The following is a 24,784-nucleotide window of genomic DNA, read 5'->3' as shown; positions in this document are numbered from 1 at the left end:
GTCACCCGGCATCCCGGGCACGCGCGCGCCCGCGACCCGCTCGTGCGGGCATGGCCGCCGTTCGTCCGCGATCCCATCCCGGTCGTTCCCAATTGGTTGCCGGTCCCGGCCGGGGAAAGCGATGCTGTGGCACGACAGGTGGTTCCCATGGCCGAGGAGGGGAGGCGCGCGTGTTCATCCATTGTCTCGGCGCCGCGGCGGGCGGCGGATTCCCACAGTGGAATTGCGCGTGCGACGGGTGCCGCGTGGCGCGGGCGAAACCGGAAAAGGCCACTCCGCATGCGGGAATCGCGGTATCCGGCGACGGAACGAATTGGTTCCTGCTGAACGCGACGCCCGACGTCCACCACCAGATCGCGGCCGATCCCGCACTGCACCCCGGACCCGGAATCCGGCAGACGCCGGTTCGCGGTGTGCTGCTGACCGACGCGGAGTTCGACCACACCATCGGTCTGCTGATGCTGCGCGAGGGGTCTGCGCTGACCGTGTATGGCACCCGGCCGGTGCTCGACGCGCTCACCTCGTGCTTCCCGGTCCGGGGCCTGCTGTTCGACTACGCAGACCTGACCTGGTGCCCGCTGGACGCCGGAACCCCGCTGGACCTGGACGAGCGGGTGCGAGTGACCGCGTTTCCCACCGGCTCCAAACCACCGCGCTACACCGGGCGGGCGCGGGAGGACGACCCGTCCGCCGACTGGGAGGTCGGCTTCCGCCTGGAGGACACGGCCACCGGCGGCGTGGCGGTGTACGCGCCGACGCTGCCGCGCTGGGACGACGCGTTCGCCGCGCAGGTGGCCTCGGCCGACTGCGTGTTCGTCGACGGCACGTTCTGGACCGACGACGAGATGCCCGGCCAGGGGGCCGGGCATCGCACCGGGCGCTCCATGGGGCACATGCCCGTTGGCGGCGAGGACGGGTCCGCGCGCAAGCTGGCCGCCCTGCCCGCGCGGCACAAGATCTACACGCACATCAACAACACGAACCCGATCCTCGACGAGGAGTCCCCGCAGCGGCGTCTGCTCGCGTCCCTGGGGATCGACGTCGGCCGAGCCGGTCTGGAGGTGGAAGTATGACGACGTGGTCCGCGCGGGAGTTCGAGGCGCAACTGCGGTCGGTCGGTGAAAAGCGGTACCACCACCTGCATCCGTTCAACGAACGGATGCACGCGGGTGAACTCTCCGAGGAGGAGTTCCGCGGGTGGGTGCGCAACCGCTTCTACTACCAGGTGAACATCCCGGTGAAGGACGCGTTCATCCTCACCAAGCTCCGCCGGGAGGACCGTCGCCGCTGGATCCAGCGCATCATCGACCACGACGGCCGGACCGGGGACGAAGGCGGCATCGAGCGGTGGATCCGCCTCGGCGCGGCCGTCGGCCTGACCCGCGAGGAACTGTACGACGACGACACGGTGCTGCCGGGGGTGCGGTTCGCCGTGGATGCCTACGTCGACTTCTGCCGCCGCAAGCCATGGCTGGAGTCCGTGGCCTCGGCACTGACCGAACTGTTCGCCCCGGACCTGCTCAGCAGGCGGATCACCGACGTGCGCAAGCACTACCCGTGGATCGCGCCGGAGGGTCTGGAGTACTTCCGGGCGCGCCTGACCCAGCAGCCCAAGGACATCGCGCACCTGCTCGAACTGGTCCTCACCCACGCGCGGAGCAGGGAGCAACAGGACGCGTGCGTGCGCGCGCTCGAGTTCAAATGCGACGTCCTGTGGAGCCTCTTGGACGCCGTGCAGACCGCCTACAGCAAGAGTTCGTGATGGACGAGAACGATCTGATGGCCACCCCTCGGCTGGCGACGAAGGCGATGCTCAAGCACGACAGCGTGCGCGACGTGGAACTGCTCCTGCTGCCGGAGCGGGTCGTGCTCCTCAACAAGTCCGGTGCGGCGATCCTGGGGTTGTGCGACGGCAGCCGGACGGTGCGGGAGGTGGTCGTCCAGCTCGAAGCCGAGTTCGACGCCACCGACCTCGCCGGTGACGTGATGACCTTCCTGCGGGACGCCTCCGGGCGGGGATGGGTGGTGGTCTCGTGACCGCGGCGCCGCAGCCCTTCGGCCTGCTGGCCGAGGTCACGCACCAGTGCCCGCTGCACTGTGTCTACTGCTCCAACCCGCTGCAGCTGCGCGACCGGAATGACGAACTGTCCACCGGCGACTGGCTGCGGGTGTTAGACGAAGCGGCCGGCCTCGGTGTCGTGCAGGTCCACTTCTCCGGCGGGGAACCGCTCGTGCGTGCCGACCTGGAGACGCTGGTGGCCGAGTGCCGTCGGCTGGGGCTGTACACCAACCTCATCACCAGCGGGCTCGGGCTCACCGCCCGCCGCGCGGAATCACTCGTGTCGGCAGGCCTCAACAGTGCACAGCTGAGCATCCAGGGCGATGCCGCCGAGTCGACCGACCTGGTGGCGGCGAGCAAACGCTTCGACAAGAAGGAGGAAGCGGCGCGCATCATCCGCGGGTCCGGGCTGCCGCTCAACATGAACGTGGTGTTGCACCGGCTCAACCTGTCGCGTTTGGACGCCATCATCGACGTCTGCGTGGGGTGGGGCGCCGAGCGGCTGGAACTGGCGAACGCCCAGTACTACGGGTGGGCCCTGCGCAACCGCGAGGCGCTGATGCCGACCAAGGACCAGCTCGACGAGGCCGTCGAGGTTTACCGGCGGCGCAAGGCAGAGCTGGGACAGCGCGTGGAGCTACTGTGGATCCTGCCCGACTACTACGAGCCCTACCCCAAACCATGCATGGGCGGATGGGCGCGCACAGCGCTGACCGTGGCGCCGGACGGGGTCGTCTACCCGTGCCCGGTGGCCGCGGAGATCACCACGATGGAGTTCTCATCGGTGCACGACCACGACCTGGCGTGGATCTGGGCGGAGTCTCCCGCGTTCGAGGCGTTCCGTGGCACGGACTGGATGCCCGATCCGTGTCGCAGCTGCCCGCGCAAGGAGACCGACTTCGGCGGGTGCCGGTGCCAGGCCTTCGCGCTGACCGGCGATGCGGGGCGCACCGATCCGGTGTGCGTCCACTCCCCGGACCACCACCTGATCACCGACGCGCTCGCCCGCGCCAACCAGCGGGACGCCGCGGTCGACCACACGCTGGTGTACCGGCGGCCGACCGTCGCCGCGCGGGGGCTGTGACCGCATGACGGTCGAGCACCGCACCGCGGCGAAGAGGGCGCTGACGCGGGACGAGGCGGCGGTGCGGGCGGCGGAGGTCGGCGAGCTCCACTACACGTTCACGCTCGACCTGGCCCGCGGCGATCGGGAGTTCGCCACGAGCACTGTGGCCCGCTTCCATGTCCGCACCGGCGCCGCGCCCGTGTTCCTCGACTTCACCGGTGAGGTGGACGCCGTCGAGTGCGACGGCAGCCCGGTGCCGGGTTCGGCGCACGACGGGACGCGGGTGCGGCTCGATGTCGGTCCCGGGGCGCACACCGTCCGGGTCACCGGGCGCGCGCAGTACTCGCGCACGGGGGAGGGGCTGCACCGCTTCCGCGACCCGCTGGACGGGCGGGTGTACCTGCACACCAAGTTCGAGCCGTTCGCCGCGCACACCGTGTTCGCCTGCTTCGACCAGCCCGATCTGAAGGCGACGGTCGAGCTGACCGTGACCGCCGAGGACGGCTGGGTGGTGATCGCCAACGCCGAGCCCGCCGATCCGGATCCGCCGGCGGCCGGTGGGCGGCGCGTGTGGCGTTTCCGGCCCACCCCGCCGTTGCCGCCGTACCTGGTGGCGTTCGCGGCCGGGCCGTTCCGGCGCATCGGATCCCGGCACGGCCCGGTACCGATGGGGCTCTACGCACGGGATTCGCTGGCGGCCGAACTCACCGCCGACGCACCGGAGATCTTCGACGTGGTCGCGAAGGGACTCGACTTCTTCGCGTCGCTGTTCGGCGTGCCCTACCCGTTCGGCAAGTACGACCAGGTGTTCGCGCCCGAGTACGCGTTCGGCGGGATGGAACACCCCGGCTGCGTCACGCTCAACGAGCGGTTCCTGTTCCGCCACCGCGTCACCGCCGACACGCGGCGGCGGCGTGCCGAGGTGCTGCTGCACGAGATGGCGCACATGTGGTTCGGCGACTACGTGACGATGCGCTGGTGGGACGACCTGTGGCTCAACGAGTCCTTCGCCGAAGCGATGTCGGTGGCCGCGCAGGCTGAGGTGACGCCGTACGGCGACGGCTGGACCCCGTACGCGCACCACGCCCTGCCCGCGGCCCGGCACGCGGAGCGGCTGCCCACCAGCCACCCCATCCGGGCCGTCACCGGCGACACCGACGCCGCCCGCGTCAACTTCGGGCCCATCGTCTACAAGCGCGGTGCGGCCGTGCTGCACGACCTCGCCGAGCACCTCGGCTGGGTGACCTTCACCGCTGGTGTGCGCGCGTACCTGCGTGCCCACGCGTGGGGCAACGCCACCCTCGACGACTTTGTCGCGGCGCTGCGACGGGTCTCCGGCGCGGACGTGGACCGGTGGGTGGCCGAGTGGGTGCTGCGCCGCGGGATCAACACGGTCGAGGTGTCCCGCACCGGCAACGGAGCACGGGTGACGCAAACCGCCGACCGGGACGGCGGCCGCCGCCACCTCACCGTGCGCTGCGCGGGATTCGACGACCGCGACGGCGCGCTGGTCCTGCGCGACCAGGTCACCGTGCCACTCACCCCGGACCGGCCGGCGGCGTCGGAAATCCCGGCGGCGGATCTGCTGGTGCCCAACGCCGACGCGGTGTGCCACGTCGCCGTCCGGCTCGACCCGGAGTCGCGCCGCGCGGCGCTGCGGGCCCTGTCCACAGTGGAGGACGCACGCACGCGGGCGGTCGTGTGGGGCGCACTGTGGGACGACGTGCTCGACGCGCGGCTGGCCGCACGCGACTATGCCACGGCCGTCCTCACGCACGCGCAGGCCGAACCCGATGCCGGTGTGGTGGAAGCGCTCGGGCAGCGGGCCGTGCAGGCACTGCGGGAGTACGCGGACCCGGCGGACCGGGACGAGCTGCTCGCGGCGTGGGCGGACGGTGTGCGGGACCGGCTCGCGCGCGCGGCTCCCGGCAGCGACCAGCAGTTCGTGCTCGCCCGCGTCCTCGTCGATGCGTTGCCCGGCCACGACGACCTGCTCACCATGATCGCGCGGGGTAGGCCACCGTGGCCCGGCCTGCGCGTGGACCCCGGGCTGCGGTGGCGAGCGGTGCTGCGGCTCGCGGTGACCGGGCGTCTCGTCGACGAGCTCGTCGACGAGACGCTGGACGCCGACCCGGGCGACAGCGGGCGGCGCAACGCCCTGACGGCCAGGGCGGCGCGGCCCACCGTGCCCGCCAAGGAGGACGCGTGGGCGGAGTTGCTCGGTGACGGCCTCTCGCTCGCCGAGAAGAAGGCCGTCATGGCGGGATGGCGGCACCCGGAACAGGCCACGGTGCTGACCCCGTTCGCGTCCTGGTACCCGCGCACCCTGGTGAACCTGTGCCGCACCGCCCGGCCGGAATTCACGGTCGCCTTCGCCCGCGCGCTGTACCCGCGCTTCACCACGGCCGAGCAGCGCGTGCTGGCGGAGACCGACGAGCTCGTGCGTGAGGCGGCGCTCCCCGGTGCCGTGTGCAAGGCCGTCGCCGAGGAACGCGCCGAGCTCGTGCTCCTGCGCGCTGCGCGGGCGTGCGACGGCACGTCCGCTCTGTCCTGATCGGACACCCGTGGAGGGCGCAAGACCCCGGTGCCTCGCGCGAACCGGGGCCTTGCGCCTGCTGTGGTCCCCGACAGCGGGGAAGTCCGGCTCACCCAGGATCGCCGACCTCGCCTCGTGGCGGCAATACCGCCGTCACCGGTGACAGTGGATCGACGACGAACGGTGCTGTTGCGGCCGCGGAAGGAGACCCCGTGGGGTGATGCGGTGTTCGCACGAGGGAACTGTCCTGCCGGGACGCGGTGACGGCCGCAGGTGGCCCGGAAAGCGCCGCTGGTGCGCGTTCCCCGCGCGCTCGTCGCGGACCGATTGACCGTGGACCCGTGCGCCGGGCAGTCTCGGCGTACACCGCGAGCCGCAGGTGGAGCCCGCGGCTGCGTTCCCCGCCACAGAGTCGTTGCGAGAGGTGGAATCCGTGGTTCTTCCATCAAAGATGCCTCAGCTCGCCGATCTCGATCTGCTGCTGTCGGTCGAGACGTACGGCAGCGTGGGGAAAGCGGCCCAGGCGCACAACCTGTCCCAGCCCGCGGCCAGCATTCGCATCAGCGCGATGGAACGCCGTCTCGGTCTCAAGCTGCTCGAACGGTCGCCCGCCGGGTCGAAGCTGACCGAGGACGGCGAGATGCTGGCGAAGTACGCCCGCAACGTCATGCAGGCGGCGCGGGAGTTGCTGGAATTCGGCTCAGGCGCCCGGAAAGGCGAGGCGAACCGGCTGCGGGTCGCGGGCAGCCCGGCGATCTCGGAGCACCTCATCCCGGAGTGGCTGAACCTGTCCGGGTTCTCCTTCGGCGAGGCGCGCGTCGAGGTGCAGGCGGGCAGCGTGGAGACGCTGTACCGGCTCATCCGCGCGGGCCGCGTCGACCTCGCGTTCATCGACGGCTGGTACCAGGCCGGTGCCCGGGAGACCAGCAAGGTGCCCGACGACCTGGTCACCCGCTACATCTGCGACGACCGGCTGGCCGTCGTGGTTGGCTCGCGGCACCCGTGGGCCACCAGGTCGGCTCCGTTGACGGTGGACGAGCTCGCCGCTGCTCCGCTCGTGCTGCGCGAGCGCGGGTCGGGGATCCGGGAGTTCACCGACGAACTGCTGGCCGGTGCGCCCGCGCCGCGCAGCTACGTCGAATTCCCGTCCAGCGCGGCGATCAAGCAGGCGGTCGCGACCAGCAGGCGGGTGACCGTGCTCAACCTGTCGACGGTGCGGTCCGAACTCGCCGACGGCAGGTTGCACCTGGTGGCCGTCGACCAGGAACTGCCGGGCAAACCCATCCACGCCGTGTGGAGCGAGCGCCGGGGACTGCCGGCGTACGCGCGGGAGCTGGTGGAGATCGCAGCGTCGAAGGGCAGCCCGTTGCCGGTCGTGGTGCCGGGGCAGCAGGCCAGGGCCGTCATCCGCGACGCCGCGCACCACCACGAACCACCAGTGCAACGTTTAACGTCCCCCACCGGGTGACACACAGGAGGAACAGGACCACATGTCAGCTCTGAACAAGATCGCGCGCACGATGGTGTCCAACCGGCGCGGCATCCTCGCCGCGGACGAGAGCATCGGGACGATGTCCTCGCGGCTGGAGCAGGTCGGGGTCGAACCCACCGAGGAGAACCGCCGGGTGTACCGCGAGCTCATCGTCACCACCCCGCGGCTCGCGGATTCCATCAGCGGGGTCATCCTCGCCGACGAGACGTTCCGCCAGAAGCTGTCCGACGGCCGCACGTTCCCGCAGTACCTCGACGACATCGGCGTGCTCGCCGGGATCAAGGTCGACACCGGTGCGAAGCCGCTCGCGGGCGCGCCTGGCGAGAAGGTCACCGAGGGCCTGGACGGGCTGCGCGAGCGCGTCGCCGAGTACGTGCGCCTGGGCGCGACGTTCGCCAAGTGGCGCGCGGTGATCACGATCGGCGAGAACACGCCCACCGACCGCGCGGTGCGCGCGAACGTGCACGCGCTCGCCCGCTACGCCGGGCTGTGCCAGGAAGGCGGCCTGGTGCCGATCGTGGAGCCCGAGGTGCTCATGGACGGTGCCCACTCGTTGACGCGGTGCCGTGAGGTGACCACGTTCGTGCTGCAGGTGCTGTTCGCCGAGCTCGACGTCATGGAGGTGGAGCTGGACGGCATCGTCCTCAAGCCCAACATGGTGGTCGCCGGGGCGGACAGCCCCGAGCAGCCTTCGGTGGAGGAGGTCGCACGGGCCACAGTGGAGACGCTGCGGGCCACGGTGCCGGAGTCCGTGCCCGGTATCGCGTTCCTCTCCGGTGGCCAGCGCCCGGAGGTCGCGACGGCCCATCTCGGCGCGATGCAGAGCCTGGATCCGCTGCCGTGGGAGCTCACGTACTCGTTCGGGCGGGCGCTGGTCGGCCCGGCGCTGGAGACCTGGCGCGGTGACAACAGCAAGTGGACAGCGGCGCAGGACGCGCTGTCCGAGCGCGCCGTCGCCAACGCCGCCGCGCGGTGAGCGGGCGGGGTGGGTCGCCGATGAGTGTCCAGCCCGAGGGCGAGCCGGTGGCGGGCCCCGGTCACCGGCTCGCCTTCGAACTGCTGCGGGCCACCGAGGCCGGTGCGGTCGCGGCGGGCCGGTGGGTCGGTCACGGGGTTGCGCGCAGCGGTGGGATCGCCGCGGCGGAGGCGATGCGCGAGGTCCTGGCGGCGGCGCCGGCGCGCGGGACGGTCGTGGTGCGCGCGGGCGCACGCCGCGGTGTGCCTGTCCTGCTCGCCGGCGAGGACGTCGGCCACGGGGACGGTCCTGCGTGCGACGTCGCGGTGTCCGTGGCCGACGGTGCGTTGTCGACATCGCGGGACGTGCCGTACTCGCTGACGGCGGTCGCGGCCGCCGAGCGCGGCGCGCTGTTCGACCCGTCGCACGTCACGGCGATGGACAAGCTGGCGGTCGGGCCCGGCTGCGCCGAGGTCGTGGACCTCGACCGCCCGGTGCGGGACAACCTGCGCGCGGTCGCGGCGGCCACCGGCGTGCGCGTCGGCGATCTCGTCGTCGGGGTGCTGAGCCGGCCGCGGCACCGGGAGCTCGTGCGGGAGATCCGCAGCGCGGGCGCGCGAGTGCATGTGCTCGAGGGAGGCGACCTCGCGGGCGCGCTCGCGGTGGGGCTGCCGGACAGCCCGGTGGACGTCGTGATCGGCAGCGGGGGAGCGGCGGAGGGCGTCCTGGCCGCGGCGGCGCTGGCCTGCCTGGGTGGTGCGCTGCAGGTGCGGCCGCGGTACGAGCGGCGCGGCGCCGGCCCGGTGCTGCACACCAGCGACCTGGTGGGCGGGACGGACATCGTCTTCTGCGCGACGGGCGTGACCAGCAGCGGGGCGCTGCGGGGTGTCGCCCAGCGGGCGGGCCGCACCACCACCCGGTCGCTCGTGCTGTGCTCTTCGCCCGCCTCGGTGCGGATCGTGGAGTCCGACCACGGAGCCGCGGACCGGTACGACCACACGCGCCGCCGGTCGGCCTGACCGGGAGTCTCATGGTGACCGGCCTGCGCGGTGGTGACCGCGTGGGCGGGCGGCGCTGGTGCTGAGGTTGCCGGGTGTGGTTGCGGTGGTGGCGCGGGTGAGGCGGCGCGGTCGCGTGTGCGGCGCGCCGCCGGCCGGCTGTCCACCCGCCGGTGGTCACCGCGAGGGCCGCCGGTCGGCGCGACTCTCGCGGGAACACCACGGGATGCGAACCGCCACTGTCGCGCAGCGTCGGCGGGCGGCCGCCGGTGGCCGCCCGCCCGGTGCGGTCGTGACGGCGAGGGCGATTCGGTCGCGTGCGCGACACGCCGCCGCTCGGGGGCCGACCTCACGGTGGTCACCAGAGCGCCGCACGGGGCGGTGAACGTCGTGTGGTGGCCGCCCCGTAGGGCGGCCATCACCTCACCCGGTGGGCGCCGCCGGTAGCGCGGGCGGGTCGCCGGTGCGTTCGAACGCCGTCAGCTGGTCGATGCGCCGCTGGTGGCGCCCGCCCTCGAACTCCGTGCCGAGGAACGCGTCGACGATCCGCTCGGCCTCGTCGACGTCGTGCATCCGCGCTCCGATCGCTGCCAGCCGCGCGTCGTTGTGCCTGCGGGCCAGCCGCGCGGTCGTCACGCTCCACGTCAGCGCGGCGCGCGCACCGGGCACCTTGTTGGCGGCGATCTGCTCCCCGTTCCCGGAGCCGCCGAACACGAGACCCAGGCTGCCCTCGTCGGCCACGACGCGCCGCGCCGTCTCCACGCAGTACGGCGGGTAGTCGTCGTCCGGGTCGTACGCCGCGGGGCCGGCATCGGTCACCTCGTGGCCGAGCGCGGACAACCTGCGGGCGAAATGGTTCTTCAGTTCGAAACCGGCGTGGTCGGCGCCGAGATGAATCCGCATTCCGCCATGCTATTGCGGTATCGGCGCCGTGGCGGTTCCGGGCGTCATCGGAAAACGTGATGACGCCCGGCGTCCGCTCGGCCCGGCGACGCCGCGCACGGGGCCTTTCGACGTCGAGGCCCCGCAGGTCGGCGCACTCATTCCCACTCGTATGGCCCCGGGCACCGTTCGGCACCGGTTACCGACCACTGGTTCCACGCCGGTTGCGACCGGTGCGTTAACCCCACGATGCTCGTGTGTGAACGCGCCATTTCGCGGAAACTTCCGGCGAAATGTCGCGTTTCACCAATGCCCGGCCTTCGCCCGTTCGCCGGGTGGAGTCGAGAGGAGGAGGAACAGATGAAGTGGGAAACCCCGGAGTACACCGTCGTCGAGGTGTGCGCTGAGGCCAGCGGTTACTTCTACCGGGGCTGACAACCGGGTCTCGTCGCTCGCGGCCCCGGGTTCGCACCGGCCCGGTGACGGGACCACGTCAGCGGTGACGCGGGGCTCCTGGACCCGATGCGGTGTGCAGGGGCCCCGCTTCACGGTACCGCGGGGACGTCCGAGGTGATGAGCGCGGTGCCTCCGGCCGATTTTTTTTGGGGTGGTGCAGGTGAATCTTGAATTTCTCCCGTTGATCGCGCTGGCTTTCGGCCTCAGTCTGGACAACTTCCGCTCGTCGATCGCCATCGGCACGATCCCCTTCGGGTGGCGCCGGGCGTTCCAAGTCGCCCTGGTCTTCGGTGTCTGGGACGCGCTCAGTCCCCTGCTCGGCGGAGCGATCGGGCACGTCCTCGGGGATGCCCTCGGCGAGTGGGCCGAATACATCGGCATCGTCGCGCTGGGCCTGTACGGCATCTACTTCATCGTCAGCGCGATCCGCAACCCGGAGCCGGAGGACCTGGACCACCCGTGGGTCACGTTGTTCGGCATGCCGCTGTCGCTGAGCATCGACAACTTCGTCGCCGGCGCGGGACTCGGCATCGCCGGTTTCTCGATCATCGTCCCGATGCTGGCCTTCGGCGCGACGACGGTGGTGATGTCGTTCTCCGGCCTGTTCGTCGGGCGCATGGCCGCCAGGGTCATCCGGGTCCGTGCCGACATGTTCAGCGGCATCTCGCTGCTCGGCGCCGCGGTCCTGCTGCCACTGGTCTTCGAATGATCCCGGCGGGGCAGTACGCGGGAGGACACCCATGCCCGAGAATCCCGACACCCACGTCTACCGCACGTACGACAAGGTTCTGAGCGAGACGGGGCCCGCCCGGCGGCGGCGCGACCGGGGGGCCCGCGTCGCCGACTGGTGGCCGGACCGGGTGGACCTGGCGCCGTTGCGCCGCAACCCGGCAGGCGGGAACCCGCTGGGTCCGGATTTCGACTACGCCGCGGCGTTCGAATCGATCGACCTCGACGAGCTCGCGCGCGACGTCGACGAGGTCCTCACCACCTCGCAGGACTGGTGGCCCGCCGACTTCGGTCACTACGGCCCGCTCGTGCTGCGCATGGCCTGGCACTCGGCAGGCACCTACCGCGTGTTCGACGGGCGCGGTGGCGCCGCCGCCGGAATGCTGCGGTTCGCTCCGCTGAACAGCTGGCCGGACAACCGGAACCTGGACAAGGCCGTGCGGTTGCTGTGGCCGGTGAAGCAGAAGTACGGGCGCCGGATCTCCTGGGCCGACCTCATCGTGTTCGCGGGCAACCGGGCCCTGGAATCCATGGGGTTCACCACCTTCGGCTTCGGTGGTGGACGGGTCGACGTGTGGGAACCGGACGGCACATACTGGGGCCCGGAGCGCAAGTGGCTGGCCGAGGAACGCTACGCCGGCCTGCGCGAGCTCGACGAACCGCTCGCTGCCACCGCGATGGGCCTGATCTACGTGGATCCGCAGGGGCCCGCCACCAACCCCGATCCGGTGCTTTCGGCCCGCGACATCCGCGAGACGTTCCGGCGGATGGGGCTCGACGACGAGGAAACGGTGGCGCTCATCGGGGGCGGCCACACGTTCGGCAAGACGCACGGCCGCGCCGATCCGAACACCACCATCGGTCCCGAGCCGGAGGCGGCCCCGCTGACCGCGCAGGGCCTGGGCTGGATCGGCAGTTTCGGCACCGGCAAGGGGCCGGACACGGTCACCACCGGGCTGGAGGGGATGTGGACGCGCACGCCCGTCCGGTGGGACCACACGTTCTTCGAAACCCTGTACGCCTACGAGTGGGACGTCGAACTCAGCCCGGCCGGGTTGTGGCAGTGGATCCCGAGCGGCGGGGAGGGCGAGGACACGATCCCGGACCCCTACGACCCGGACGTCAAGCACCACCCGGTCATGCTCACCACCGACCTGGCCCTGCAGCAGGACCCGGAGTACGACAAGATCGCCCGGCGGTATCTAGAACACCCCGAGCAGTTCGAGGACGCGTTCGCGCGGGCGTGGTTCAAACTCACGCACATCGACATGGGCCCGCGCGAACGCTACCTGGGCGCGCTCGTGCCGGAGGAACGGCTGATCTGGCAGGACCCGGTGCCCGATGTCGACCACGAACTCGTGGACGACGCCGACGTCGCGGCGCTCAAGCGGGAGGTCCTCGCGTCGGGGCTCACGATCGCGGAGCTCGTGTCCACGGCGTGGGCGTCGGCGTCGACCTACCGCGACAGCGACAAGCGCGGCGGTGCCAACGGCGCGCGGATCCGGCTCCGCCCGCAGCGGGAGTGGCCGGTCAACGAACCCGAGCGGCTCGCCGCGGTGCTCGATGTGCTGGAGACGATCCAGCGGCGGTTCAACGAGAACCGGCGCGACGACACGCGGATCTCGCTGGCCGACCTCATCGTGCTCGCCGGGTGCGCCGCGGTGGAGCACGCCGCCGCGGCCGCGGGATGTGCCGTCGAGGTGCCGTTCCGGCCCGGCCGCACGGACGCCACCCAGGAGTGGACCGACGTCGAGTGGTTCGGCCACCTCGAACCCGTCGCGGACGGGTTCCGCAATTACCTCGGGCCGCGGTGCCCGGTGCCGCCCGAGCACCACCTGGTCGACCGGGCGAGCCTGCTGACCCTGACCGCGCCGGAGATGACCGTGCTGCTCGGCGGGCTGCGCGTGCTCGGTGCCACGCACCGGCGTTCGCTGCTGGGGGTGCTGACGTCCAGACCAGGGGTGCTGACGAACGACTTCTTCGTCAACCTGCTCGACATGGGCACGGAATGGGTGCCGAAGCCGGGCAGCGGCACCTGGACGGCCGTGTACGAGGGGCGTGACCGGGTGACCGGGGCGCCGCGGTGGACGGCGAGCAGGATCGACCTGCTGTTCGGCTCGCACTCGGAACTGAGAGCGCTGTCGGAGGTCCACGCGAGCGCCGAGCCGGACGCGTTTGTCCGGGATTTCGTTGCGGCGTGGGCGAAAGTCATGGAACTCGGGCGGTTCGACCGACGCTAGTCCGCTGTGGACCGTCGGCGTCTGACGAACGGTACCCAGTGGCGGGCCAACGGCGGACGGCAGCCCTCCGGTGGCGAGGGATGTCGGACCGGCGCCGCGCGAGGTAGCGTCAATTTCCGTTACAGGCCAACGAAGTTGGTTTCTCACAAGGAGGTGAATTCCGATGACGGCTCTCGAGGAACGCGAGGACCTGCTGGCCGAACTCAGCGGACAGAACAGGGCGACGATCGGCGCCGTGCTCGGTACCGGCACGATCGGGAAGGCGACCGAGCGTCCGGACGGGACGATGGAGGCGACCATCCGCATCCCTGAGGACGCGATGGCGTGGGAGCCTTCGATCCTGATCCTGCCGCACGGTGGCACGGTCGAACTGACGATCATCAACGACGACAAGAACACCCACGCGTGCCTGTTGCCCAGCAACGGTGACCGGCAGTTCATCGGTCTGCTGAACCACTCGAAGGGCCGCGCGACGCTGGAGCTGGACGGGCCCGGTTGCTACTGGTACGGCTCGCCCGCGGGCAACGACGAGGGCCGCGGACTCACCGCGGCGATCGTCGTCAAGGGCGAAGTGCCGCCGGAAGCCAAACTCGACCGACCCGCCCAGCCGCGGCCGTAGGGAGCGGAGGACCCCATGACCATCGAGTACGTCGACGCCGGTGAGGCGTTCAACCACAGCCGGCTGTCCAACATGCCGCACAGCGCGCCGGACGTGACCCGCGGCATCAACTACGAGCGGCTGCTGCGCGCCCGCAGCGAATCGCACAACTGGATCACCTACTACGGTGACTACGACGGCAAGCGGTACAGCCTGCTCGACCAGATCAACACCGAGAACGTCAAGAACCTGAAGGTCGCGTGGATTCACCAGGCCAGCGCGACCGGCCTGATCGCCTCCACCTCGACCTACGCGTTCGAGGCGTGCCCGCTGGTGGTCGACGGCGTCATGTTCGTCACCGGCTGGGACGGCTGGCTGTGGGCGCTCGACGCGACCACCGGCGAGCAGCTGTGGCGGTACAAGCACGCGATCCCGTTCGACGTCACGCTGTGCTGCGCGAACGTCAACCGCGGCTGCGCGGTGGCCAACGGCAAGGTCTACATGGTCACGCAGAACGCCCAGCTGGTGGCGCTCGACGCGACCAACGGCCGCAAGATCTGGCAGAAGACGATCGGTGACGTGCGGGCGGGGGAGAGCGCCTCGATCGCGCCGCTGGTCGTCAAGGACACCCTCATCACCGGTTCAGCCGGCGGCGAGTACGGCGTCCGCGGCCACATCGACTGCTGGGACCTGGAGACCGGTGAGCAGCGCTGGCGCACCTACACCGTGCCGAAGCCGGGCGAGCCGGGCTCGGAGACCTGGCCGGCCGACGGTGAGGCCTGGCAGCGCGGTGGTGGCAACCACTGGGTCACCGGCACCTACGACCCGGAGCTGAACCTCTACTACGCGGGCACCGGAAACCCGGCACCCGACTTCGACGGTGAGGTGCGTCCCGGCGACAACCTCTACACCGACAGCGTCGTCGCGCTCGACGTCGACACCGGCGAGATCAAGTGGCACTACCAGTTCACGCCCCACGACCTGTGGGACTACGACTCCACAATGGAGATGACGCTGTTCGAGCGGGACGGCAAGAAGCTGCTGGCCCACTTCGACAAGAACGGCTACATGTTTGTGCTGGACCGCACCAACGGTGAACTGCAGCACGTGACGCCGTTCGTCGACCGCATCGACTGGGGCGTGATCACGCGCGACGGCAAGGTCACGCCGCGCAAGTACCCGGACAAGGAAGGCGAGCCCTGCCATTTCTTCCCCGGGCCCGCGGGCGCGAAGGAGTGGACGCACGCGTCGTACAACCCGGAGCACGACCTGTTCTACGTCCCGGTCGCCGACGTGGGCGCCACCGCCACCCGGCGTCGCCGCGAGTTCAAGGAGGGCATGCCGTACTGGGGCGCCGCGGTGGAGGTCGACATCGACAACATGGCGGGCTCGGTGAGCGCGTTCGACTCGCACGGCGAGGAGAAGTGGCGCTACCGGCTCAACAATATGCCGATGGCGGCCTCCACACTGACCACCGCGGGCAACCTGGTGTTCGCGGGCACGCCGGAGGGCGAGTTCCTGGCGCTGCACGCGGAGACCGGTGAGAAGCTGTGGAGCTTCCAGTGCGGCAGCGGTCACCACAGCAGCCCGAGCACCTACGTCGTCGACGGCAAGCAGTACATCACGGTGCCGGTCGGCTGGGGTGGCTGGCTGGAGGGCATCGTGCCCGGCCTGTCCGGGCAGGGGCACGGTGCGGCGGTGGTCACGTTCTCGCTGTGACCGCGGCCTGATGCGCCTCGATCCGCCCGGTGACCGTGGTCCGGTCACCGGGCGGGTTCCTTTCCCCGCGACGAAGCACGAGGTGATGGGAATGAACCAGTCGTCGGCACCGCGCTGGGATGCGGAAGTCGGATCACGGCCGTGTCTGTACTGCGGTGAACGCTACGGCTCGGACGACCTCGCGCGGCACACCGAACCAGTGGACTGCGGCCCGTGCATCACGTGCGTGGGCAAGCCGGCGTGCTTCAGCTGCCGTCTCATGTACTGCGTGTGCGAGGTGCACCGGTACCGGGGCTGAGGAGCACGGGACGGTGCGGCGCGTCAGATCGCCAGAGCGCGCCGCACCGCCGGGGCGTTGCGGCGCGAGACCGGCACCATCGTCTTCTCCTCGTCGTCCATGACGAGGTACAGCTCGCCCTTGAACCGTCGCTCCACCTCGCGGATGCGGCTGAGGTTCACCACGTACTGCCGGTGCACCCGCAGGAATCCCGCGCCGCTCAGCTCGGACTCCAGCTTGTCCAGCCCGGGCGAGGCGGACCGCAGGCGCCCCTGATCGGTGGACAGCCACACGTCGTTGCCGTCGGACTGCGCGACGGCGACCTCGGGCAGTCGCAACAGGACCATGCGGTTGTCGCGCGTGGCGACCATCCGGTGCGGGTGTTCCGGACGGGGGCTTCCGGCGGCCGTTCGGGGCAACGGGTCGCCGTCGGAACGCCCGAACCACACGAGGTTGCCGATCAGGTGACCGGAGAGGAATACCGGCCGGAAGGTGATCGGGGTCGGCTCGTTGGCCAACCGGGTGAAGATCTGCGTCGACCCCGTCCACTCCGGGTTGCGCGCCGCTTGTTTCGCGGCGTACTTGGCCGCCTGGATGAACTCCGGCAATTCCGGTTTCCACCGCACCGCGGGCTCGGGCGCAGGCGTGGAACCCGGGATGCCGAGGAGCACGCCCGCCGTGTCGTCGGCGAGCACCACCCGCCCCGCGGGGTCCACAGCCGCCAGCGGCGTGGTGGAGCGCGACCGGGCGTGGTCGAAGGCGGCCATCAGTTCCACACCGTCGTCCTGCGCGCGCCTGCGCAGGATTCGTTGCGTCATCGTGGCGGCGTTGCCCAGCCACGTCCCGGTGGTGGCGGGGAGGTCGCTGCGCCAGCACGACACGTTGAGCACGGCGACCGGGTCCCTCGTCACCACGTCCCGCACGGCCACACCGGCGCACGTCCAGTCGTGGAAGGCGCGGCACCAGTGTTCCGGGCCGCGGATCAGCACCGGGGTGTAGGACATCAGTGCCGTGCCCATCCCGTTCGTGCCGGTTGTTCCTTCCGCCCAGCAGAACCACGGGGCGAGGTTGGCGTCGATGGCCGCGGCGCGCGTGGCCTGGTCGCCCCACTGCGCCAGGACCCGGCCGGTGGCGTCGGTGATGGTCACGATGCCGCCCGTCGTGCCGATCTCGTGCGTGAGCGCCGCGGCGCGGAACCCCAGTTCGGCGAACACGACGTCGTGCTCGAGCGCGTGGTCCACCTCGGCGACGGCCACCGGGGCGGCGGTGAGGCACGGGTCGACCCGGTACTGGTCGCGGCACCGGTGCCAGGAGATCGCGATCTCCGGCCGCACGCCGCGGAGGTCGTCCTCGCCCTGCACGAACCGCTCCCACGCGCTGTACACCGTGTCGTGACGTCGGCTGGGGGAGTCCGGTTCGAGCCGGCGCAGCTGTGCCATGAAAGACCGCCTTTGGTCTGGTGCCACTCGAAAGGACCGGCGAGGGCGCGGTGCCGTGACAACGCGCCTCGCGTGTCCCGCGCTCGCACGCTAGACTTCGCGGCCTTCCGGGGCAAGCGAGCTGGGATGATCGCACGCGTGGCACTGACGAACGGTCGTGCGGCGCACATCAACGGTAGCCATCCGCACATCAGCGGTCGGCCGGTGCTCGCGGCAGTCGTCCGGACCCCCCTGGTACCGCTCGATTACTGTTCGGTACACGGTGTTTTGCCGTTCTGCAAGGCGTTTCCGCGTCTTGAAATGGCGCGCGGTAGTAGGTTACTTTGTAACGACTGTCACAGCTGCGGAGTGTCAGGCGACAAGGAGGCCGCGATGACCGGATTGGTGCCGCCGCTGTCGATCGCTCCGAGCCCAGCCGAGCGACGGACGGGCAGGTCTTTGCTGGCGACCCCCTCGGCGAAGGAAATCGCGCGTGCCTGGGAGAACTTCGCCGCCGGCGAGGACATCGAGACGGGTGTCCGGCCCGAGATCCTGGCGTCATGGTACCGATGCCGCGATCGGTACGAAGTGGACCGTCGGCTCGACGTCGCACCGGGCGCCCCGGGAGACGACAACCAGCGCATCGACAACGACGTGGTGTTCACCGCGCTGGGCGGCATCGGTGCGCTGGCGGGACGCGAGGTGGAACGCGACGGCGCCGTCGTCACCGTGACCGACGGCGACGGCCGCGTGCTCGGCGCCTGGGGCGATCCGAGCGCGCAGCGGCGTGCCGAGCTGCACAACCTCGCCCCCTGGTCGTCGTGGTCGGAGCAGTGCACCGGCACGAACGGAATGGGAACCTCGCTCGAATTGTCCGGTCCGGTCACCGTGACGGGGCCGGAGCACTGGTGCGAGGCGTTCCACCAGTGGGCCTGCGCGGGGATCTCGATCCGCGACGTGGTGACCGGTGCGCCGGTCGCCTCGGTCAACATCTCCCGCTGGAACGCCATGCTGTCGGAGCTCGTGCCGTCGTGGCTTACCGAAGCCGTGTCCTGCGTCGGCCAAGAGATCTACCGCCGCGCCATCTACGAGGCGGACAAAGTGATCTCCCAGTTCAACAGGAAGTGCGCCCACAGCAGCGCCCCGTTCATGGCGATGGACCGCGGCGGGAACGTGATCGCGGCGAACAAGGCAGCGGTCACCCTGCTGCGCATGGGCGGCGAGACGCCCATCCTCACCGGCGCGAGCGAGCCGACCGAGCGCTGGACCCCGGACATCACCGGTTTCTCCGACGTGGTGCGGTGGGCCAACGAGTGCGCGCAGGAAAACCCGCAGTGGAGCGGCTACGCGGGACTGCCGGTCTGCCCGGAGGAAGAGGTCACCCCGTTGACGATGCGGCCGGTGATCGACGCCAACCACGTGGTCGGTCTGCTGTGCGCCTTCGGGGTGCAGGAGGGCGAGGCCTACGAGAGCGAAGGCCCGCAGGCGGCGGGTTTGTTGCCACAGCGCATCATCGGCATGCGCAACGACCGGCTGGTGCTGCTCGCGCCGTCGGAGATCCGCTACGCCGAGGCCGACCGCAACATCGTCTGGCTGGTCACCGAACGAGGCCGCATCCAGGCCGCGACAAGAGGACTGGACAACGTCGAGCGGTCACTGGTGCCACACGGGTTTCGCCGCGTGCACCGGCGTTTCCTGGTCAACCTCGCCCGCGTGGCCGAGCTGGAGCGGGGCATCAAGGGGGAGTTGTTCCTCATCATGAACTCCCGCGCCCACGAGTTCGTCCCGGTGTCCCGGCGCCACGCGCCGGAGCTGCGGCGGATGCTCGGGGTCTGAACGGCTCCGGGCCGCCCCCGGCGCCGGCGGGGCGTCACCCGCGCCGCCGCTCCACCTGGTTGCGCAGGTTCGCCACGGCGCGGGCCGGGTCCACGGCGGAGTAGACGGCCGAGCCCGCGACGAAGCAGTCGACGCCCGCCTCGGCGGCCTGCTCGATCGTGTCGGCATTGATGCCGCCGTCGATCTCCACCACCAGGTCGAGGTGACCGGTGTCGACCATCCTGCGCGCCGTGCGCACCTTGTCGAGCACCTCGGGGATGAACGCCTGCCCGCCGAAGCCGGGTTCCACCGACATCACCAGCAGGGTGTCGTAGTGCTTGAGGACCTCGGTCCACGGCTCCAGCGGGGTGCCGGGTTTGATCGCCAGTCCTGCCCTGGCTCCCGCCGCGCGGAGGTTCTTCGCGAGCATCACCGGATCGTCCGCGGCCTCGCCGTGCACGGTCACGTTGGCGGCGCCCGCTTCGGCGTAATCGATGGCCCACCGGTCGGGGTCGTCGATCATCAGGTGGCAGTCAAGCGGCAGCGCAGTGGCCGCGCGCACCGCCCGCACCACGGGCAACCCGATGGTCAGGTTCGGCACGAAATGCGCGTCCATGACGTCCACGTGCAGCCAGTCCGCCGTGCCCTCGACGACGGCGATCTCGTCGGCGAGCCGCGCGAAATCGGCGGACAGGATGGACGGTGCGATCAACGCGTTCCTCGGCATGGATTCCAGGCTAGATCGGTCCCGGGGGGCGTGGTTATTGGTTGTGGTGATCGGGGTGATTGTGTTTGTGGATGTGGTGGGGTGTTGTGGTGGTTTCGGCTGGTGGGTGATCGTGGTGGGCCAGAAGGTTTTTCCTGTCGTGATGTGAGGGAGTGTGTGTCGTGGAGTTGCAGGTGGCGTTGGACGTGCTGGATCTGCCGGCGGCGTTGACGTTGGCGCGTCAGGTGGCTGAGCACGTCGACATTCTGGAATTGGGCACCCCGTTGGTGAAATCGGCCGGGATCGCGGCGGTGACCGCGGTCAAAGCCGCGCACCCGGACAAGCAGGTGTTCGTCGACCTCAAAACCGCCGACGCCGGCGAACTGGAAGCCGCGCTGGCCTTCGAAGCCGGCGCCGACCTGGTCACCGTGATGGGCGCGGCCGACGACGACACCGTCCGCGGCGCCGTCGCGGCGGGCCGCAAGTACGGCAAGAAGGTGGTGGCCGACATGATCACCGTCACCGACAACCGGGTACAACGCATCCGCGAGGTCGCCAAGCTCGGAGTCGCGTTCGTCGAAATCCACGCCGGCCTGGACGAACAAGCCCGCCCCGGCTACACCATCGACACCCTGCTGCGCGACGGACGCGAAGCCGGCGTGCCCTTCTCCATCGCCGGCGGCATCAAAGCCGACACCATCACCGCCGTCCGCGACGCCGGCGCCACCGTCGCCGTCGCAGGCGGAGCCATCTACAACGCCCCAGACCCCGCCACCGCAGCCCGCGAACTCAAACACCACGCCACCCACTGACCAACCCGAAACCGGCCCGATACCTCCAGGAGTGCGCGTTCATGGCAGCACACGAAGCGATTTCCGCGGATCGCGCGATCGACTCGCCCGCCGATGTCGTCCGCCTCACCACTCCGCGGCTTCCCGACGACTGGACCGAGCTGGACCGGCGCGCGGTGGACACCGCCCGCGTCCTGGCCGCCGACGCGGTCGAGCGGTGCGGGAGCGGGCACCCCGGAACGGCCATGAGCCTGGCGCCCGTCGCGTACGCGTTGTTCCAGCGGGTCATGCGGCACGACCCGGGCGACCCGCACTGGGTCGGCCGCGACCGGTTCGTGCTCTCCGCGGGCCATTCCAGCCTCACCCTCTACATCCAGCTGTACCTCTCCGGCTACGGCCTGGAACTGGAGGACCTCAAGGCGCTGCGCACGTGGGGATCGCTCACCCCGGGACACCCCGAGTACGGGCACACCGACGGGGTGGAGACCACGACGGGTCCGCTGGGTCAGGGCTTGGCCAACGCCGTCGGGATGGCCATGGCCGCGCGGCGGGAACGTGGGCTGTTCGACCCGGACGCTGAGCCCGGCAAGAGCGTGTTCGACCACCACGTGTACGTGATCGCGTCCGACGGGGACATCGAGGAGGGCGTGACGGCCGAGGCGTCGTCCCTGGCGGGCACGCAACGGCTCGGGAACCTCACGGTGATCTACGACAGCAACGAGATCTCCATCGAGGACGACACGCGGATCGCGCTGTCGGAGGACACCGCGAAGCGGTACGAGGCCTACGGCTGGCACGTTCTCACCGTCGACGGCGGTGAGAACGTGGCGGGCTTTCTCGACGCGATCGAGCAGGCGAAGGCCGAGACCACCCGTCCCACGCTGATCGTGCTGCGAACCGTGATCGGATACCCCGCGCCCACCAAGATGAACACCGGCAAGGTGCACGGCGCGGCGCTGGGCGCCGACGAGCTCGCCGCGGTGAAACGCGCGCTCGGCATGGACCCGGCGCGCAGCTTCGACGTCGACGACGAGGTGTTGCACCATGCCAGGGGGGTGGCCGACCGCGCCCGGGCCGACCGGGAGAAGTGGCAGGTCGAGTTCGACGCGTGGGCGCGCGCCAACCCCGAGCGCAAGGCGCTGCTGGACCGGCTGTCCCGGCGCGAGCTGCCCGAGGGCTGGTCCGCGGGCCTGCCCACCTGGCAAACCGACCCGAAGGGCGTCGCCACCCGCAAGGCCTCCGCCGCCGTTCTCGCCGCGCTCGGACCGGTCCTGCCCGAGTTGTGGGGCGGATCGGCGGACCTGGCCGAGAGCAACAACACCACCATCGCGGGCGCCGACTCCTTCGGGCCCGCCGAGATCTCGACCAGGGCGTGGCGCGCGCAGCCCTACGGCCGCACGTTGCACTTCGGCATCCGCGAGCACGCGATGGGCTCCATCCTCAACGGCATCGCGCTGCACGGCGGAACGCGTCCCTACGGTGGCACGTTCCTCATCTTCAGCGACTACATGCGCCCGGCGGTCCGCCTCGCCGCGCTGATGCGGTTGCCCGTGATCTACGTGTGGACGCACGATTCGATCGGCCTCGGTGAGGACGGTCCGACCCACCAGCCCGTGGAACAGCTCGCGTCCCTGCGCGCCATTCCCGGGATGTCAGTGGTGCGGCCCGCCGACGCCAACGAGACCGCGCATGCGTGGAAGGCCGTGCTGGAGGACACCACCGGCCCGGCCGGGCTGGCGTTGAGCAGGCAGGACCTGCCGGTGCTGGAGGGCACCTCCGCCGAGGGGGTGGCCCGCGGCGGGTACGTGCTCGCCGAGGCGTCGTCGGGAGCACCCGAGGTGGTGCTCGTCGGCACCGGCTCGGAGGTGCAGCTCGCGGTCGCCGCGCGGGAGGTCCTCGAGGCCGACGGGGTGCCCACGCGGGTGGTGTCGATGCCGTGTGTGGAGTGGTTCGACCGGCAGGACCGCGCCTACCGGGAGCGGGTGCTGCCCCCGTCGGTGCGCGCGCGGGTGGTGGTCGAGGCGGGCACGGCGCAGCCGTGGCACCGGTTCGCCGGCGACGCCGGTGAGATCGTCTCGCTCGAGCGGTTCGGCGCCTCGGCCGATTTCCGGACGTTGTTCAGCCAATTCGGCATCACCACTGAGGCCGTCGTGGACGCGGCCCGGCGGAGCCTGCACTCCGTACGACAGGGGTGATGCCCTGCCCGCGCACGGCGGCGGTGAACGCCGTGCGCCCCGGCGGCCCCGGCGTGTGAGCCGGGGCCGCCGGCGTGTAAACGGCCGAATCGTGACGGGTGTTAAGGAATGGTATTCGTTCCGGTGACCACGGGATAGCGTTTCCCAATGCCGCGGAATCTTGCCGGTTTCCGCGCTAGTGGGCGATGCTCGAGTTCCATCAATTCTTTGGGTGTCTCCGGGTGGAGGAGGAGTTCGTTGACGAAATCATTGTCGCGGAAACTCGACGCCGATCATTTCCTCGACGCTACGCGCGCCGTTGTCGGTGAAGTGGACAAGGTGCGGGCGGGCGTGGATTCGCCGTCCTGGATCCGGGCGGCGGAGCTGCTGCTCGAGGCGCCGCACGTGTTCACAATCGGCACCGGGCGCAGCGGGCTCGCCCTGCAGATGGCCGCGATGCGGTTCATGCACCTGGGCCTGGCCACCCACGTCGTGGGCGAGACGACCGCTCCGGCGATCGGTGCGCGCGACGTCCTGGTGGCGGCCTCGGGCTCCGGCAAGACCGCGCGGGTGGTGCGCGCCGCGCAGACCGCTCGTGATCAGGGGGCCGACGTGATCGCGCTGACCACGGCCGCCGATTCGCCGCTGGCCAAGCTCGCGACCGAGGTGCTGATCGTCCCGGCCGCCGACAAGCAGGACTTCGACGGCAACACCTCCGTCCAGTACGCGGGCAGCCTGTTCGAACAGTCCGTGCTGCTGATCACCGATGCGCTGTTCCACACGCTCTGGAAGACCGGCGGGAGCCAGGCCCGCGAACTGTGGCGCCGCCACGCCAACCTCGAGTGACCGCCCCGTCCGTCCCCTCCGTACCCGACGAGGAGTTCCCCATGCAGCACGACGACGCCGCCACCACCGACATCCACACACTGGAGGCGGTGGCTCTGACCGCCACCCGCAGCGCGGCGGTGGCCAGCTACGCCTGGGTCGGCAGGCGCGACCAGAAGGCGGCCGACGCGGCCGCGACCGCGGCCATGCGCGCGGCGCTGGCCGACGCTCCCGGGCGGGGAACCGTCGTCATCGGCGAGGGGGAGAAGGACGACGCGCCGATGTTGTTCAACGGCGAGGTCGTCGGCACCGGGCGGGGGCCCGACTTCGATATCGCGGTCGACCCGCTGGAGGGAACCTCGTTCTGCGCCAGGGACCATCCCGGCGCGCTCGCCACGATCGCGTTCGGCGTGCGCGGCGCCTTCTGGTCGCCGGGGCCGGGGTTCTACATGGACAAGATTGTGGTGCCCGCGCCCGCGAAGGACGTCATCGACCTCGATGACCCGCCCGAGCGCACGCTGGAGAAGGTGGCCGGCGCGCTCGGCAAGCAGGTCCGCGAGCTCCGCGTCGTCATCATGGACAAGCCGCGGCACCAGGATCTGATCCGGCGGGTGGTGCGGGCCGGCGCGGCGGTGCAGGCACCGGCGGGTGGGGACGTCGGGGGGAGTCTCGCCGTGCTCCTGCCGACGCTGGACGTCGACCTGCTCCTCGGCGTCGGTGGCACCCCGGAGGGTGTGATGACCGCCGCGGCGGTGCGCGCGCTCGGTGGCGGCATGCTCGGCCGCCTCGCCCCGCAGCGCGCGGAGGAAGCGGACGCGATCCGCGCCGCGGGCCTGTCCCTCGACCGCGTCTACGACTGCGACGAACTGGTGTCCGGTGACGCGTTCTTCGTCGCCACCGGGGTCAGCGGCGGGCCGCTGCTCGGCAGGCCGCGGGAACGCGACGGCGTCACAATCGCCGAGTCGCTCCTGATCACCGACGGGCAGGTCCGCCACATCACCCACACCACGTTCGAGAAAGCGCGCGGCTGACCGCGCCGCCTCGATCC

General features: G+C 70.8%; 21 protein-coding genes. 18 read left to right on the top strand and 3 right to left on the bottom strand.

The annotated features are described in order from the left end of the window. The first annotated feature begins 170 nt into the window (after nt 1–170). The 8 genes from pqqB (at nt 171) to AMETH_RS22695 (ending at nt 9,127) form a co-directional block, all read left to right on the top strand. The gene (pqqB, locus tag AMETH_RS22730) at nt 171–1,073 is read left to right on the top strand and encodes a pyrroloquinoline quinone biosynthesis protein PqqB (protein ID WP_026153272.1); all 903 of its coding nucleotides are present in this window, start codon (nt 171–173) and stop codon (nt 1,071–1,073) included. Then, nucleotides 1,070–1,762 (top strand): pyrroloquinoline-quinone synthase PqqC, encoded by a 693-nt coding sequence (pqqC, locus tag AMETH_RS22725; RefSeq protein ID WP_017983458.1) that lies wholly within the window; start codon nt 1,070–1,072, stop codon nt 1,760–1,762. Before pqqB ends, pqqC begins: the two co-directional genes overlap by 4 nt. Further along, complete coding sequence (gene pqqD, locus AMETH_RS22720) at nt 1,762–2,037, top strand: pyrroloquinoline quinone biosynthesis peptide chaperone PqqD (RefSeq protein ID WP_017983457.1); 276 nt, start codon at nt 1,762–1,764, stop codon at nt 2,035–2,037. Before pqqC ends, pqqD begins: the two co-directional genes overlap by 1 nt. Further along, nucleotides 2,034–3,143 carry a pyrroloquinoline quinone biosynthesis protein PqqE gene (pqqE, locus tag AMETH_RS22715; RefSeq protein WP_017983456.1) on the top strand — a complete coding sequence of 370 codons (1,110 nt, stop codon included), beginning with the start codon at nt 2,034–2,036 and terminating at the stop codon, nt 3,141–3,143. Before pqqD ends, pqqE begins: the two co-directional genes overlap by 4 nt. Before the next feature lie 4 nt (nt 3,144–3,147). Then, nucleotides 3,148–5,679, top strand: coding sequence for an aminopeptidase N (gene pepN / locus AMETH_RS22710; RefSeq protein WP_017983455.1), 2,532 nt, complete (start codon nt 3,148–3,150; stop codon nt 5,677–5,679). 415 nt (nt 5,680–6,094) lie between these two features. Beyond that, on the top strand, nt 6,095–7,129 hold the full coding sequence (locus tag AMETH_RS22705; RefSeq protein ID WP_167345525.1) for a LysR family transcriptional regulator: 1,035 nt from the start codon (nt 6,095–6,097) through the stop codon (nt 7,127–7,129). A gap of 22 nt (nt 7,130–7,151) precedes the next feature. Continuing rightward, nucleotides 7,152–8,129 carry a class I fructose-bisphosphate aldolase gene (locus tag AMETH_RS22700; RefSeq protein ID WP_017983453.1) on the top strand — a complete coding sequence of 326 codons (978 nt, stop codon included), beginning with the start codon at nt 7,152–7,154 and terminating at the stop codon, nt 8,127–8,129. Between the two features lie 20 nt (nt 8,130–8,149). After that, nucleotides 8,150–9,127, top strand: a complete 978-nt coding sequence (locus AMETH_RS22695; protein ID WP_017983452.1) for a fructose-bisphosphatase class II — start codon at nt 8,150–8,152, stop codon at nt 9,125–9,127. 402 nt (nt 9,128–9,529) lie between these two features. Here AMETH_RS22695 and AMETH_RS22690 read toward each other — a convergent pair whose 3' ends face one another. Continuing rightward, complete coding sequence (locus tag AMETH_RS22690; RefSeq protein ID WP_017983451.1) at nt 9,530–10,009, bottom strand: ribose-5-phosphate isomerase; 480 nt, start codon at nt 10,007–10,009, stop codon at nt 9,530–9,532. Between the two features lie 288 nt (nt 10,010–10,297). Here AMETH_RS22690 and AMETH_RS41660 point away from each other — a divergent pair, with 288 nt between their 5' ends. From AMETH_RS41660 to AMETH_RS22670, 5 genes are all read left to right on the top strand, one after another. Continuing rightward, on the top strand, nt 10,298–10,423 hold the full coding sequence (locus tag AMETH_RS41660) for a hypothetical protein (RefSeq protein ID WP_017983450.1): 126 nt from the start codon (nt 10,298–10,300) through the stop codon (nt 10,421–10,423). A 181-nt stretch (nt 10,424–10,604) separates the two neighbouring features. Next, the gene (locus tag AMETH_RS22685; RefSeq protein ID WP_156131712.1) at nt 10,605–11,153 is read left to right on the top strand and encodes a manganese efflux pump MntP; all 549 of its coding nucleotides are present in this window, start codon (nt 10,605–10,607) and stop codon (nt 11,151–11,153) included. A gap of 31 nt (nt 11,154–11,184) precedes the next feature. Further along, nucleotides 11,185–13,413, top strand: coding sequence for a catalase/peroxidase HPI (katG, locus tag AMETH_RS22680; protein WP_017983448.1), 2,229 nt, complete (start codon nt 11,185–11,187; stop codon nt 13,411–13,413). 163 nt (nt 13,414–13,576) lie between these two features. After that, complete coding sequence (locus AMETH_RS22675; protein WP_017983447.1) at nt 13,577–14,032, top strand: MSMEG_3727 family PQQ-associated protein; 456 nt, start codon at nt 13,577–13,579, stop codon at nt 14,030–14,032. A 15-nt stretch (nt 14,033–14,047) separates the two neighbouring features. Further along, the gene (locus AMETH_RS22670) at nt 14,048–15,730 is read left to right on the top strand and encodes a PQQ-dependent dehydrogenase, methanol/ethanol family (protein ID WP_017983446.1); all 1,683 of its coding nucleotides are present in this window, start codon (nt 14,048–14,050) and stop codon (nt 15,728–15,730) included. 321 nt (nt 15,731–16,051) lie between these two features. On the opposite strand, the gene AMETH_RS22660 is transcribed toward AMETH_RS22670, so the two are convergent. Continuing rightward, nucleotides 16,052–17,446 carry a DNA-binding protein gene (locus AMETH_RS22660; RefSeq protein ID WP_017983444.1) on the bottom strand — a complete coding sequence of 465 codons (1,395 nt, stop codon included), beginning with the start codon at nt 17,444–17,446 and terminating at the stop codon, nt 16,052–16,054. Nucleotides 17,447–17,584: 138 nt separating this feature from the next. Here AMETH_RS22660 and AMETH_RS22655 point away from each other — a divergent pair, with 138 nt between their 5' ends. Next, complete coding sequence (locus AMETH_RS22655) at nt 17,585–19,261, top strand: DNA-binding protein (protein ID WP_223842912.1); 1,677 nt, start codon at nt 17,585–17,587, stop codon at nt 19,259–19,261. Between the two features lie 34 nt (nt 19,262–19,295). Here the strand turns inward: AMETH_RS22655 and rpe are convergent, their stop codons facing one another. Beyond that, nucleotides 19,296–19,952, bottom strand: coding sequence for a ribulose-phosphate 3-epimerase (gene rpe, locus AMETH_RS22650; RefSeq protein ID WP_017983442.1), 657 nt, complete (start codon nt 19,950–19,952; stop codon nt 19,296–19,298). Between the two features lie 176 nt (nt 19,953–20,128). Here rpe and hxlA point away from each other — a divergent pair, with 176 nt between their 5' ends. The 4 genes from hxlA to glpX all read left to right on the top strand — a co-directional run bounded on the left by hxlA (nt 20,129) and on the right by glpX (nt 24,767). After that, nucleotides 20,129–20,758, top strand: a complete 630-nt coding sequence (gene hxlA / locus AMETH_RS22640) for a 3-hexulose-6-phosphate synthase (protein WP_017983440.1) — start codon at nt 20,129–20,131, stop codon at nt 20,756–20,758. A 41-nt stretch (nt 20,759–20,799) separates the two neighbouring features. Then, nucleotides 20,800–22,932 carry a transketolase gene (tkt, locus tag AMETH_RS22635; protein ID WP_017983439.1) on the top strand — a complete coding sequence of 711 codons (2,133 nt, stop codon included), beginning with the start codon at nt 20,800–20,802 and terminating at the stop codon, nt 22,930–22,932. Nucleotides 22,933–23,169: 237 nt separating this feature from the next. Next, a complete protein-coding gene (gene hxlB / locus AMETH_RS22630; protein WP_026153266.1) occupies nt 23,170–23,757 on the top strand; it encodes a 6-phospho-3-hexuloisomerase in 588 nt (195 codons plus the stop codon). A 41-nt stretch (nt 23,758–23,798) separates the two neighbouring features. Further along, nucleotides 23,799–24,767 (top strand): class II fructose-bisphosphatase, encoded by a 969-nt coding sequence (glpX, locus tag AMETH_RS22625; protein WP_017983437.1) that lies wholly within the window; start codon nt 23,799–23,801, stop codon nt 24,765–24,767. Nucleotides 24,768–24,784: the final 17 nt, after the last annotated feature.

Source organism: Amycolatopsis methanolica 239, from assembly GCF_000739085.1.
GTDB classification, from domain to species: Bacteria; Actinomycetota; Actinomycetes; order Mycobacteriales; family Pseudonocardiaceae; genus Amycolatopsis_E; species Amycolatopsis_E methanolica.
Note: the sequence above shows the minus strand (reverse complement) of the source record. Positions and strands in the feature narration are given on the sequence as shown.